The sequence below is a fragment of the Paenibacillus sp. 10L310 genome, assembly GCF_056395745.1.
In genome coordinates this window covers 24,329-38,243 of record NZ_JBFTKC010000005.1, presented here as the reverse complement: position 1 = coordinate 38,243, position 13,915 = coordinate 24,329, and the positions used below count along the sequence as shown (strand labels likewise).

The following is a 13,915-nucleotide window of genomic DNA, read 5'->3' as shown; positions in this document are numbered from 1 at the left end:
ATAGTACAGAACCATGCATGGAAGCTGTAGAGAAGGGGGATTACATGACTCAACAGATACCGGAGGAGGAGCTTATTCAGCGCATTGTTGCAGGGGATAAGCAGTTGTTCTCCGTGCTAGTGGATCGATATAAAAATAAAGTCTACGGCATCATGCGCGGAATGGGCGCGAGTCATCCGGATGCACAGGATCTCGCTCAGGATACGTTCATTCGTATCTATCGTTATCTCCCGTCGCGGCGGGAGGGAAGCAGTTTCTCGTCGTGGGTGTACACCATTGCGGTGAATCGGATGCGGGATTTTATACGGGAAAAGAAACCCGTCATGTCTCCGGTCGATCAGAGGATCGAACCTGTCAGTAATGAAACACCGGAAAAACGTGTGCTGCATAAAGAGATGCAGCGTGAGATATATCGACAGCTCGAACAGTTACCTGAATCGTATCGCCTGGTGTTATTACTGAAGTACACAAACGAGTTGAGCTATGAAGAGATTGCAGACATTACAGGTATGAGTTCAACCAAAGTGCGCAACGCCCTTTATCGCGGGAAAAAAACGCTGAGGAAGCAAATGGAACGCAAAGGAGGTTTAGCTACGTATGAAGCCTATTTCAAAGGATGAGGATCGGTTGTGGGAGGAGCACTTGTATCGTGAGGAGCCGGACGTAGATTTTACGCTTAAGGTCATGCAGAAGTTGGATGGCGTGTCTATGGAAAGTGGAGAAGATCAGTATCCATTCGTGAAAAAATCCATGAGAGCGCATTGGATGCGTCGGACTGGAATCGCTGCAGCGGCAGTTGTGATTCTTGCGGGAGGGGCCTGGTTTGCTTTTGAACGAACAGCAGAGCCAGCACAACCCGCGGTAAATGCTGTGGATCAGCGGCTTGCCGACATACCTGTACCAGAAGAGATAAGATCTGCTTATCTGACGGACGATTACAAACGTCTGAAACCACTTGATCTTGTAATTAACCCGAATATTCAAATTCTAGATCAGGGGTATACGCTCAAGATTAGCGATGTCCTAGTGGATCGTTCACAAATTATTATTATAACAGAACAAAGCGACCCTAAAGGCAGCGCGATACCGGCTGTTTATCTGGATGCGGGAAGAATTCATGTTACAGATGAAAAAGGGAACAGTGTTGCTTCCGTGGCGGTAGATACGAGACTTAGCAGTGGGAAGTATCAAAGGTTTGTATTCCAACTGAATGATGATATTCCAGATCACGTATTTGTACGGGGGGAATTAAGTTATATAAAAATCCCTGATCATTTTAATCTTGATACTGGAAAAATTACAGCAAGTAATACAACGGTGGATTGGAGCTTCCAATTCAACATCGATATGACCAAAGCCAAATTAATGGCTGTTGAGGCTCCCATGGACAACACCTACACTACTCCTGAGGGCTTGAAACTGGATATGACACAGCTTGTACGCACGCCAAACGGGACCCGCCTTGACATGAACATCAGTCTGGAAGATCAACTTCGTGCCAAAGTCGGAGAGAATTGGGCGGATGATATGGATTTAATGTATCATATCGAAATTCCAGAAACGAATGAGTATCGAATTTTTAACGAGAACAGACCCAATGCCCGTCAAGCCAAATTTCGGTTCCGAGATATGAGTAGACTGAGTGAGGATAATGATGGTCAGATGAGGCTTTCTGAGACATGGGATCCTGCTTATGTTACGGTGGATGCGAAGAAGATTCGCTTTGTCCTGGATGGCTATACCATCCCGGTGTGGGAGGAGAAGTCCGTGGAAGTGGATTTAGAAAAGATGCGTCAGGATGCTGAATTCTACACTTACGTACTACAGCTTGAACAATTTGGAGATAAAATTTTGTTTTCCAAATATAATTATTGGCCAGTGCAGCAATCATTAAAGCTACCGGAAGGAAACTTTGAAGGGAACTCTTCTCTTGTTTTGGAGGGATTAGGGACTTTTCAAAATGATATTAATGGAGATCAATGGGTGGCTATAGATCATGAAGGAAAGGAGTATCCCGTTGAAGTGATGGGAACTACAAATCAGCCTAATAAAAACGAAGAATACATCGTAGGTGATCTCAGGTTGATTATCCATGGTTTTAAAAAAGAAAATGGAACGAAATTCACTTTGAAGCGAACCGCAGTTAACCGAGAGTTCCGTGATGTAAATTGGGAAGTGGACCTTCCGTCGTACAATAGCTTGCCTTGGATAAAATAACGACTAATACAATTCTCAGACATGAAGTAAATGAAGCTTCGAATGAATGATATAAGGATGGGTGGATGGATCAGTAGATTTAAGTGTGAATTTAAAAGAAATATAAGCATATAAGCCTAATATACGAAAGAGACCCTGCATAATATGCGGGGCCTCTTTTGTATGCACCAGATTTACGGGGAATACGAGTACCTAAAGAATTCATCTTCAGAAAAGAGCGGTTACCCTTTCCGAATTATGCCGATTCCCTTGGAATCAACGTAGTGGATAACATAACCGTTTCTTTTGGCGTCCCCGGGCGTTCGATCCGGCGTTGTAAAGCTTCAACGGCACGCTGTCCAAGTTCCTCTTTACACAGATTAACTGTGGTCAGGGGCGGGGAGGACGTAACCGCAGAGTGTACATTGTCGATACCGATGACAAGACAATCTTTAGGCGTGGAGATGCCCATCTCCTGTAATTTATGCATCCATTGCAAAGCAATATCATCATTAACACCAATCCAGGCATCGGGACGTTTGTCATCTGGCATGTTTTGAATGGCGGTAGCCAATTGGTTAACCCATTCGCCGTTCTCATACGGAATATTCCATTCTCTGAAGCTGGTCGTATGACTGGTGTCCACATGGAAATGGTTCAGAGCCAACTCAATCCCGATTTTCCGCTGGGCGAAACTCGCAGCACGACCATCATCTGTGATAAGGCCGATCCTTCGGCAATTCATAGACATTAGATATCTAGCCACGGTGATGCCAGCTTCCAGATTATCATGGCTGATCGTATCACAATTCAGCAGGGGTTCCTGATGATCTACCAAAATAATAGGCCGACCCGTCTGAGAGAGTCGTTGCAGAACCGTATGAGGGAAAGCCCCCATGACAATAATCCCGGCACAACGTTCCCAGTCCAAGTGAGGAGCAATAGCTTTTTCGGGAGAGGTGTTCTCGTCCGTCACTCCGAGTGAGGGAGATACAATGGCATGATGCCAACCACGCTCATTACAGGCGGAGATCATGCCTGACAGAACACGTTGCCAGTAGTGAGGTTCACCGCGGTTGAGCTGATTCATGCATATGAGAGCAAACGGTGGATCGGACGGATCTGCATGGTTTGCAGTAGCAGGACTATTGTTAGCACCCGGAGTACTTTGGCGATATCCTAAAGCCCGAGCGAGTTCCAGTACCCGTGCGCGTGTTGCTTCACTGACACCCGTCTTGCCACTGAGTGCGCGGGAGACGGCATATTTGGATAATCCGAGCTGGTCAGCCAGCGTCTGAATGGATACTTTGCGTGACATATCATTACTCCTTCATTTGACGATCATCTTCTGACACAGTACACTTACAAATAATAATGTTATTATAAATTATCATAACAAAAATAACAATATAGTTATAAGGAGACAACATCCATGGAACAGTTCAGATTACCGAAAATCCCTATGCCGCATCTGGAATTGCCGCAAGCTGTGCAGGATATTCTGACTGAGGCGGACGAGCGTTTGCAACATCGACCGAGATTGCTGACTCAGTTTCGCAATTGTTTTCCGAATACACTGGAAACGACCACGAAGCTATTGGAGGATGGGACAACCTTTGTGATTACAGGGGATATTCCCGCCATGTGGTTAAGGGATTCCGTAGAGCAGGTTATGCATTATGTTCCGCTTGCGAAGGATGACGAGAAGTTGCAACGTATTATCGGAGGCCTGATCAAACGGCATACGTTCTACGCTGATATGGATATCTATTCCAATGCGTTCAATGAAACGGCGAATGGATGGCATTGGGACGCCAATGATGAGACGGAGATGTCGCCCTGGGTGTGGGAACGGAAGTTTGAGCTGGATTCTCTTTGTTTCTCCATGAAGCTGGCTTATACATATTGGCGGGAGACGGAACTTACGGATATATTCGATGAGCGCTTCAAGAAAGTGATGGAGAATATCGTACAACTATGGGAGACGGAGCAGCATCACGCAGAGCGTTCATCTTACCGGTTCATGCGGCGCAATTGTCCTGCCCATGATACGCTGCGTAATGAAGGATTGGGTATGCCGGTGAATTATACGGGGATGATTTGGTCCGGATTTCGTCCGAGTGATGATGCCTGTGATTTTCATTATAATATTCCGGCGAATATGTTCGCTGCGGTAACCTTGCGCCAGATGGGGGAGATCGCGAAGTGGGTGTTCCGGGATAAACAACTGGTAAGCCGGATGGCTCGTTTGGAAGAAGAAATACGACACGGTATTGCCCTGTACGGTACTTACCGTCATCCAGAGTATGGGCAGATTTATGCCTATGAGACGGACGGTTACGGCAACTTTTGTCTGATGGATGATGCGGGCACGCCGGGACTGATGTCCATTCCGTATATGGAGTATGCTTCGATTGAAGACAGGGTGTATCAGAACACACGGCGATTCATTTTAAGTAAGGAAAATCCGTTTTATTATGAAGGGCGGGTAGCCAAAGGTATTGGTAGCCCCCATACCCCTCCGGGATATATCTGGCACATGGCGCTATCCATGCAGGGTCTGACTGCAGACAATGACGAGGAAATGCTGGCGATGATTGAACTACTGGAGAACACGGATGCAGGTACTGGATATATGCATGAGGGTTTCCACGCCGATGACCCCAACACGTTCACTAGACCATGGTTTGCTTGGTCCAACAGCCTGTTCTCGCAGTTGGTGTATAAGGCAATGAAAAAAGGAATTCTTTAAAATGATGAAAGTTCCAAAAAAATTGCTCACTGCTCGTGAAGCAGCCGTTCCGGTTACGAATCGTTCTTTTGATCGCTGTTATCTCCGGATTTCCTGATCGACTTTTGTAAAGTCGAAATCCGGTGATAAGCGTATGCTTCCGATGCAGCTTTCTTTCAGAAAGCTTTTAGGCGAACACTTTGCTTCTTCAGAATCGATTTCGTCCCCTACACTACTTTCACTATCGAGCGCGACTGTTTTTGAACGATATCATTTTTAGAATAGGAGAGTAGGTAAAAAACAAGAAAGCCCAAACTGCTGAACTTTGCAGTTGGGCTTTGTTTAATATGAAAAACACAGGCGCTTCGCTATGTGTTTTTCAGTAGATCGGCGATGAACACTTTCTGTCCTGTGCGGGCGCTTTCCAGGGAAGCGAGGACCATGGCCATGCTGAACTGGTTATCACTGCAATCGGTCTCAGGCAGTCGGCCGGATTCCAGTGCGGCGAACATGTCTTCGAGACAGCCGTGATGTCCTGTTTTGTCCATGACAGGCAGTTCCGCTTCAATCCGCTCACTTGGCTGGAAAAAGGATGGTTTGCCGTCAGCATCCAGGCTTTGCGCAGTAACTACTTCAGCATAGATGTCATCATGACCATCCCAGATGGCGGTACCTTTTTCACCGATTACGCGCCAGCTTGCTTCCCATGATGTGGGTACACCTTCTGCGCACCAGGACCCGCGATAGTTGAATACGGACCCGTCGGACATCTCAAATATACATAACGCCATCGCATTGCCCTGATACCAGGAACCTGGAGGATTGAACTCATGGCAGTACACAGATACCGGGTTGGCTCCGAGAATATACCGTGCCTGATCAAACGTATGTATCGCCATATCGAGCAGCAGTGGACTATCCATCAGATCACGGAATCCGCCGAAGTGTGGCCCGAGGAAAAAGTCGGCTCCTGCGTAACCTACCTGCCCTATAGCTCCGCCGGAAATGAGGTGCTGGTAGGCGCGGATACGCGGATCAAAACGACGATTCTGCATGACAGCTTGAATGTGTCCTGTGCTGCGAGCGGTTTGCACAATATCTGTGCAGTCTGAGAAGGACTCTGCCAGTGGTTTTTCGCCAAATACATGGCATCCTTCCTTCAAGGCTGTCATGGCAATGCCGTAATGACTCGCCGGAATCGTGACATCGAATACGATATTTGCACCAGTCGTTTGAATGGCTTCACGGATATCGGTGAACGTGGGGCAGGTGAGGCCATGTCTTGTAGCAAAAGCAAGGGCTGTCTGTTCATACAGATCGACCAGTCCGACGATTACTGTATCTGGCCTTTGCAAGGCATAGTCCGCCCACGTGTTTGCCATGGCACCGCAGCCAGCAATAATTACCCGATAAGGATGAGTCATGTTCTCATCTCCTTTGCATGGATTGTGTTATACAGCCTCGCATGGTTTCCTATACCGGATTGGGCACAAAATCGCCGCCGCGGCATTGTTTCAAATATCGCAATGCATGCACCTGTCCGGTCATTTCGAGTTCGTCTTTGTAGACGGGATCATGCCAGCCTTCAATATCAATCGTGCCTTGATAGCCGTTCTGGCGCAGAATGGTGATAATGTCTGCCCAGTTGTTATCCCCGAAGCCGGGTGTGCGGTGCCAGACAAATTCACGTGGGCCATGCACGCCATATTCCTTGACAATATCCCAGGCAATCGTGGCATCTTTGCCATGTACGTGGAAGACTTTATGAGCCCATTTGCGTAGCTGTGGAATAGGATCGATCAGGCTGGACATTTGATGGCAAGGCTCCCACTCCAGGCCTACATTTTCATCCGGAACAGCATCGAACATCATCTCCCAGGCCGTTGGATTATGTGCGATGTTCCAGTCGCCTGTCTGCCAGGTGCCTCCCATATCACAGTTTTCAAAAGCAATCCGTACACCCCGGTCTGCTGCCCTACGTGCCAGTTCACCAAATACTTCCTTGAACCGGGGGATGGACTCGTTAATGGGTTGATCGGTTAGACGTCCGGTAAACCCGGAGACGATATCTGCACCGAAGAGCTGTGCGTGATCGATCACTCGCTCCCAGCTTGCCAGTGTATCGGCGTTGTCTCCGGCTCCAGTTAGCGGATTACCAAATACACTCACCGCGGAGATGACAATACCTTGTTCGTCCACGATTTCACGGACACGTTTGGCTGTCTCTGCCAAGTCCAGGTCACCAGTTGTTTGCCAGAAGGTCAGGTTAAATGATTCGAAGCCATGTTGCATGATCTGCGGGATAACGCGGACGGCGTCCTGCCCGCCTACAAGGGTACCGATGCGTAATGATTTATTCATGGTTGTATTTCACTCCAATATTGGCTTATAGTACTTCGTGACACACTCATTATAGCCGTGGATTAACGGGATGGCTCTAAACAATCTTGTGTAATAATAGTCGGATCTTGTGAAGAGGGGGAAGAAGTCGTGCTGGATCTGAAAGCGCTTCACGAAAATACCCGAATTGACCATAAATCACATCCATTTCAGCTGTTCCAAAATCGGTGTTCAGATATGAAAGCTGAAGAGTGCATTTTGTATTTGCATTGGCATGAACATTTTGAGCTGATTATTATGCGCAAGGGCAGTGCGCTGTTTCATATTGATAGCAAACCTTATGTGGTTCGAGCAGGTGAGGTCATCATCATTCCTGGAGGTACATTACATGTCGGATATGCTCTGGATGAGGGGGATGTGCATTATGATTCCGTTGTGGTCAACCGTGCACTGTTCCATGATTTCACTCATGATCCTGTGCATGAGCAATATGTCGCGCCGTATTTGGAAGGAAGAGTGAGATTTCCGGTCAAACCGGCAGAGGAAAATACAGCCTGCACAGGCTATTATTCTCTGCTGAATGAAGCTGTGGAGGAAATGGCGTTACAGCCCCCGGCTTATCAGCTCGTGGTGAAGTCCAAGTTGCATGCCTTGTTCACCCTGCTTGCGCGAACCTTTATGCCGCAGCAGCTACCGGATAAAACGGTCGGATCGTATTTTCCAAACCGCGAACGTTTCAAACAGTTGATTGCACAGATTGAAGCGGACCCCACAGGTAAGATGTCTGTTACGGAAGCGGCAAGTCATGTGGGATTAAATGCGTATCACTTCTGCAAAATGTTCAAAAAGCTGACCGGACGTACCTTTGTGGAATACGTGAACGGTTGCAGGATGAGTGAGGCAGAGCAACTATTGCAAGGCAGTAGTCTGACCATTACAGAGATCGCCGCCAGAGTCGGCTGCGACAATGCCAACTATTTTACGAAGTTATATAAACAGTACAAGGGCATGACCCCCTCACAGGGGCGGGGGAGAAAAGAAGGTTGAGTACGGCCAGTTTACCAGTAGTCTCGAATAAAATGTCTATAACGAAGGTTGTAGCCATATGCAACTCGCAATCACAAATGTGAGCAGAAGCAGAAGCAGAAATAGAAGTAGAAGTAGAAGTAGAAGTAGAAGTAGAAGTAGAGCGCACAACAGTGATTACCTTTACAATAATCATGCGCATACGCACATATACAAAGAATAACCCGGATAAAGGCCTCTTCAAGGCTGTTATCCGGGTGGTTTTGATTCAATCATATCAAGACAATCATCTATGTGTACAACGTGCTTATTTCATAAATCTGGAGAACAGACGATTGGCTTTCTTGGCGAGGTCGTCCATTTTGACGTTGGCATGATCGAACTGATTGTATCCCCATTTGATCGTTTGCAGCATGCGTGGAGATATGGGCGTTCCTTTGATCCGCGGATAGATGTTGTGATAAGCCCAGACGAGATGCTCCCAGCGATTGTCATTGCCGTCCTGGATATACTCGGATACGTCAATCACTTTCCCGCGTCCATCCTGAAGTATTACATTTTTCAGATGAATGTCGCGAGGGTTCAACCCGCGGCTGCGAACGGCTTCTCGCGCTGCGTCCACATCGAGCATTACCTGCTCGGGGACAGGGATTCCTTTTTCCAAACATTCCAGCAAGGTATCCCCGGGTTCAAAACTGATCACGAGTACATTCCGGCCGCTGCCGTAATAGGTAGGGAAGTATGGCAGACCTTTGAGCTGTTCGTATACCTGTTTTTCATTTTCGAGTTTGTCCAAGGCATGATCCGAGTACATCTTGAAGGCATACTGCGGCAAGCCGTCATACGAAAATACAGCCGCATCCGTACCTGTGCCAATGCAATTCAATCCTTCTACATCGCCGATGATGTTCACGAGCTCATTCCGGTCGCTTCCGATGACTTGGATCTGTTGTAATGCTTCTTCCGCCTGGAACCAATCCGGTCGATTCATGGGTGGTGCCTCCTTTTAGGATATGCCTGTACAATTTTTTTTCATATAATCATTTTCTAACGAACGGAGTAAGTCTTATTTCACGTAAATCGGCAGATCTGAAAATGTAACGAATCAGAGACACGCTATTGACTCATTTGCTTGCAATAAACACGTTCTACAACCGAAATAAGACTAATTAGCTTGTCTGGGGTTCGTTAGATTCCGTAAAACCTCGTGATCCACGTGATAAGGTGTGTGAGATTCGTTAGCGCCAGGCCCGCACTGTCCCCGGGCTAGACCCGTACTAGCATCCAGGTCCCGGATTCGTGCCCTCTATAGAGTATATTATGCGTTCTGCTCCGCAATTTCATCTTTTGGTGATGTTACTATATAAACGATACGGATCGAATCGGAAACGGTTGCGTCAGAAGAAAATAACGGAAGCACGCTTGCGGCAAGATTGCCCGGGCTTTATACTGTGAGCATCAAGGGATCTTATGCAGATCCGGCATACAGAAAGGCAGATTACTTATGGCACAATACCCGCAGTGGTCTTATTCGCAGTCGCGGGCGAGTATGTTCGATGAGTGCCTGCGCAAATATTATTATCATTATTACGGTGCCCATAACGGCTGGAAGAAAGACTCTGCTGATGAGATGCAGGTTCGTCTGTACCGTCTGAAACAGCTCAGTAATCTGTACCTTGTCTTCGGGGACCTCGCGCATCGGATGTGTGAGTCGGCGGTACGCAGCAGGGAAGAGGGCAAAGATAAACCGCGTGAACACTTTCTGGAACAGACGATACGCAAGCTGCTGAATCAGGCGTATGTGGAATCCATGGACGCGGATCAGTGGCGACTGAACCCCAAGAATCGCACGATGCTGTCCGAGATCTATTACGGGGATGACACGTTGAATGATCGGATCGCCACGATTAAGGAACGGGCTTCGGCCTGTGTCGGTAACCTGTACCAGACGCTTACGTGGGAGGACTTGTCCCGAGCAAGTACGGACATTCTGGAGATCGAGAAATGGGATACCATGATGCTGCACGATACGCGTGTGTATGTGAAGATGGATTTATTGTATCGACGCAGTAACGGCAATATTGTCATTGTGGACTGGAAGACGGGCAAGGAAGATGACTTCTCGGATCAGCTAATGCTGTACGCGTCCTATGTGAGAGAGCATTACCGGGTTCCCTTGGAGCAGATTGAGCTGCGAGTGGAGTACTTGTTAACCGGAAAGCACCGAGAGTTTACCGCAACGGAAGAGGATATACAGAAGGTAGAAGAGAACGTAGGGCGTTACATCGAGGAGATGCGATCCTGCGTGGAGGATGAGTATTACAACCGTCCCAAGGACGTCACCTACTTTACGGCGATGCCTTCGCACCGGTCCTGCAGGGACTGCAACTTCCGCGAAGTATGCAGTGAGCGAGCAGTCTGAAGCGCCAAAACCGGAGGAACCAAAAGGCCTTAAACCAACCAACAAGCTATCCTATATGTGAAAAAAATCAAGAAGCGCAAGCCGGGAACATCATCTACCCGACTTGCGCTTCTATTGCGTTCCACAGGCCTGGCGACAAGACGCCGGGTGGAACGATCATAGCAAGATTACTGGACAGCGGCGGTATTCTCCAGCGCCTGACCCGCAGGAACATAGGCATGCCCGAGATCCCGGGCAACCGCCTCATACGTGATGTGTCCATTCAGCACGTTAACCGCGCTGCGAATGGACGAACTGCCGCGAATCGCGGCGGCTGCACCGTGGTTGGCCAGCTGCAGCGCATAAGGCATGGTGGCGTTGGTCAGCGCCACCGTGGACGTACGCGGCACGGCGCCCGGCATGTTCGCCACCGCGTAGTGCACGACGCCATGTTTCACATAGGTCGGTTCATCGTGGGTTGTGATATGATCAATGGTCTCAACGATCCCGCCCTGATCAATCGCCACATCCACAATGACCGAACCCGGTGCCATCGTCTTCACCACTTGCTCGCTGACAAGCGTTGGCGCCTTGGCGCCCGGAATCAGCACCGCACAGATCAACAGATCTGCCGCCGCAACAGCTGTTGCGATGTTGGACGGGCTAGATACTAGCGTGTGGATCTGATTGCCAAAGATATCATCCAACTGCCGCAGACGATTCAGATTCAGGTCAAGGATGGTCACATCGGCGCCAAGACCAATAGCAATTTTGGCTGCATTTGTTCCCACCGTTCCGCCACCAATAATGACCACTTTCCCCCGACTGACGCCGGGTACACCGGACAACAGAATGCCCTTGCCACCTTCCGTTTTCTCCAGTAACTGTGCTCCGATCTGGGAGGCCATACGGCCTGCAACTTCACTCATAGGGGTTAACAGGGGGAGAGCGCTGTTGACCTCCAGCGTCTCATACGCAATAGCCGTTACCCGGCTTTTAATAAGGGCTTTGGCAAGCTCCGGTTCCGCTGCGAGGTGCAGGTATGTGAACAGAATCAGTCCCGGACGAAAATATCCATATTCACTGGCAAGCGGTTCTTTCACCTTGATGATCATATCGGCTTCGGTCCACACGGACTTGGCATCCATCCGAATCTCGGCGCCCGCAGTTTGATATTCATGATCCGTGAATCCACTGCCGTTCCCCGCGCCTTGTTCAATCAGTACCTGGTGACCGGCTCTGATGAAATCAGCAGCCCCGGCCGGAGTCATTGCTACACGATTCTCATTGTTCTTGATTTCTTTGGGAATTCCGATTCTCATCACCATGCACCTCGTCCATTTATTGGTTGTTAGCTTATACTACAAGTTTATGACTTGGATAATCGTTTTGCACCTTACTTGATGTCTAATCTTTAGAAATTGAACTCAACATATTGTCGAAAAAGACTGTTCAGGACATTTGTCCATGGATTATAATGTAAGAAAAAATAACACGAAGAGGGATCGCCATTGCGAAATGACCGTGTGTTTACGATCAAAGATATCCTTGCACGTCCGGTATTTGGCCGAGCACGACTAGCGGCAGGGAAGGATGGAGTGAACCGTCAGGTTGGCTGGGTTCATGTATTGGAGATTACCAATGTATCTCCATTCGTAAGCCCCCATGATCTTATTTTATCCACTGGACTGTGGCTTCAATCGGAAGAAGGGCGCGAAGAGTATCTGCTTCAGCTCATTGGCAGTGAGGCAGCCGGGCTGTGTGTGGAGTTTGGTACCAGCATATTCGGAATCCCGGAAGAACTGATTGAACTGGCGGACAGACACCAGTTTCCGCTGATCGTATTTGAGCAACCGGTCCGTTTTGTCGAGATTACACAGGATATTCACTCTCTGCTCATTAATCATCAGCACCAACTGTTGAAAAGTCTGGAAGCCTACTCCCGCCAGCTTCAGCAGCGTACATTACAGAGTACGGACATGTCTGCTGTGCTGAACCTGTTGCATGAATACGCTGCAAAACCGGTGGTGTACATCTCGTCTATGGAGCCGGGTAGCTTTGTGCCCGAACTTGCTCCGGAGATGGAGCAAGCAATCTATACCTGGTACGAGCATGAGGTAGAACATCTGGATTTGAATGATTCAGATACCGAATTATGGTTCCACATCGACGAAGAGAAGGCTCTGCTGTGTCATCCGGTCGTCTGTTTTGGCCAGGTATTTTCGGCTGTAGGCATGATTGTGCATCCCGCAGCTCCAGTCGAATATCTCAAGCTGTTGCTCGATTATACGGCGAAGGCAGCGGCAGCGCTCACGCTTCGCTCCCAGTTTCTTGAAGAGAAGATGGTCCGCAATCAGAACGAGCTGATCCAGGATCTGATGAATGGCAACATCCATCAGGAGGAGCAGGCCCAGACCCGAATGGGACTTCGTTTGCTGGTGAAGGGACAGTACTGGTTTGCAGGAGGGGTCATCGAGATTGAGCATCGATTGAAGGGTACAGGCCGGGAGAGAATGGAAGCGAATCATCAGGATGTTCTTGTCCTGCTGCGTTCCCTGCTCAAGAAGAACAATCTGCCTAGCCTGATTATGCTGAAGAACAACCAGGTATATCTGTGCTGTGCAAAGGAAGTGGTAACGACTGCTGCACGTCATCAACTGCTGCGATTGCTGGAAGGGATTGCCCAGGACGTGAAACGGTTTGCCAATCGTAATTTGAAACAGGTTATGATTCATGTGGGATTTGGCAAGTTACGCAGCCGTTTGACCAGCCTGCCGGAGAGCCTTCAGGAGGCCTATCAGGTGATCGAAGTTTCGAGATCGGTAGATTCGATGGAACATGTTCACTTTTACGAACGTATGGGTATATATCAAATGTTAAAGGCATTACCCCAATCCTTCCTGCAACCCTTTGTCCAGGATCACCTGGGTATGTTGATTGAACATGACCAAACGCATCACCTGCGATTGGTAGAGACGTTGGATGCTTACCTGCAGAACTTTGGTTCCAAACGGGATGCAGCTGCCCAGTTATTTATTCATCGGCAAACGTTGTACAACAGACTGGAGAAGCTGGAAGAACTGATGGGTCCAGGTTACATGGATCAAGGGAGAAGAATCTGTCTGGAGATGGCGCTGCTCGCGCACGCGATGATTGAGAATGGGCAGTGGCAATCCTCTTGATGAGGTGAAAGGGATGCAAGACAGACTGTGCACCCATCT

Annotated in this window: 11 protein-coding genes; 6 read left to right on the top strand and 5 right to left on the bottom strand. The window is 48.5% G+C overall.

What is annotated here, in order from left to right:
* Positions 1-44: 44 nt before the first annotated feature.
* Both AC1DE7_RS13940 and AC1DE7_RS13935 read left to right on the top strand, forming a co-directional pair.
* Complete coding sequence (locus AC1DE7_RS13940; RefSeq protein ID WP_047841872.1) at positions 45-620, top strand: RNA polymerase sigma factor; 576 nt, start codon at positions 45-47, stop codon at positions 618-620.
* On the top strand, positions 598-2,217 hold the full coding sequence (locus tag AC1DE7_RS13935) for a hypothetical protein (protein ID WP_477534612.1): 1,620 nt from the start codon (positions 598-600) through the stop codon (positions 2,215-2,217). The genes AC1DE7_RS13940 and AC1DE7_RS13935 overlap by 23 nt, the downstream gene beginning before the upstream one ends.
* Before the next feature lie 235 nt (positions 2,218-2,452).
* Here the strand turns inward: AC1DE7_RS13935 and AC1DE7_RS13930 are convergent, their stop codons facing one another.
* The gene (locus AC1DE7_RS13930; protein WP_477534611.1) at positions 2,453-3,514 is read right to left on the bottom strand and encodes a LacI family DNA-binding transcriptional regulator; all 1,062 of its coding nucleotides are present in this window, start codon (positions 3,512-3,514) and stop codon (positions 2,453-2,455) included.
* Positions 3,515-3,628: 114 nt separating this feature from the next.
* Between AC1DE7_RS13930 and AC1DE7_RS13925 the strand changes: the two genes are divergently transcribed.
* On the top strand, positions 3,629-4,948 hold the full coding sequence (locus AC1DE7_RS13925) for a glycoside hydrolase family 125 protein (protein WP_339189364.1): 1,320 nt from the start codon (positions 3,629-3,631) through the stop codon (positions 4,946-4,948).
* A gap of 347 nt (positions 4,949-5,295) precedes the next feature.
* On the opposite strand, the gene AC1DE7_RS13920 is transcribed toward AC1DE7_RS13925, so the two are convergent.
* Together AC1DE7_RS13920 and AC1DE7_RS13915 are read right to left on the bottom strand one after the other, a co-directional pair.
* Positions 5,296-6,351, bottom strand: a complete 1,056-nt coding sequence (locus tag AC1DE7_RS13920; protein ID WP_127547153.1) for a Gfo/Idh/MocA family protein — start codon at positions 6,349-6,351, stop codon at positions 5,296-5,298.
* Between the two features lie 49 nt (positions 6,352-6,400).
* Positions 6,401-7,288 carry a sugar phosphate isomerase/epimerase family protein gene (locus tag AC1DE7_RS13915; RefSeq protein WP_076214488.1) on the bottom strand — a complete coding sequence of 296 codons (888 nt, stop codon included), beginning with the start codon at positions 7,286-7,288 and terminating at the stop codon, positions 6,401-6,403.
* Between the two features lie 129 nt (positions 7,289-7,417).
* On the opposite strand from AC1DE7_RS13915, the gene AC1DE7_RS13910 reads away from it, so the two are divergent.
* Complete coding sequence (locus AC1DE7_RS13910; protein ID WP_036606463.1) at positions 7,418-8,314, top strand: helix-turn-helix transcriptional regulator; 897 nt, start codon at positions 7,418-7,420, stop codon at positions 8,312-8,314.
* A 286-nt stretch (positions 8,315-8,600) separates the two neighbouring features.
* Here the strand turns inward: AC1DE7_RS13910 and AC1DE7_RS13905 are convergent, their stop codons facing one another.
* Positions 8,601-9,284 carry a serine/threonine protein kinase gene (locus AC1DE7_RS13905; protein ID WP_477534610.1) on the bottom strand — a complete coding sequence of 228 codons (684 nt, stop codon included), beginning with the start codon at positions 9,282-9,284 and terminating at the stop codon, positions 8,601-8,603.
* A gap of 513 nt (positions 9,285-9,797) precedes the next feature.
* Here AC1DE7_RS13905 and AC1DE7_RS13900 point away from each other — a divergent pair.
* Entirely contained in the window at positions 9,798-10,715 is a 918-nt protein-coding gene (locus AC1DE7_RS13900; RefSeq protein ID WP_477534609.1) for a PD-(D/E)XK nuclease family protein, read from the top strand.
* Between the two features lie 167 nt (positions 10,716-10,882).
* On the opposite strand, the gene ald is transcribed toward AC1DE7_RS13900, so the two are convergent.
* Positions 10,883-12,016: an alanine dehydrogenase gene (gene ald / locus AC1DE7_RS13895; protein ID WP_127547145.1), complete on the bottom strand. Its 1,134-nt coding sequence runs from the start codon at positions 12,014-12,016 to the stop codon at positions 10,883-10,885.
* Between the two features lie 189 nt (positions 12,017-12,205).
* On the opposite strand from ald, the gene AC1DE7_RS13890 reads away from it, so the two are divergent.
* Positions 12,206-13,876: a PucR family transcriptional regulator gene (locus tag AC1DE7_RS13890; protein ID WP_477534608.1), complete on the top strand. Its 1,671-nt coding sequence runs from the start codon at positions 12,206-12,208 to the stop codon at positions 13,874-13,876.
* Positions 13,877-13,915: the final 39 nt, after the last annotated feature.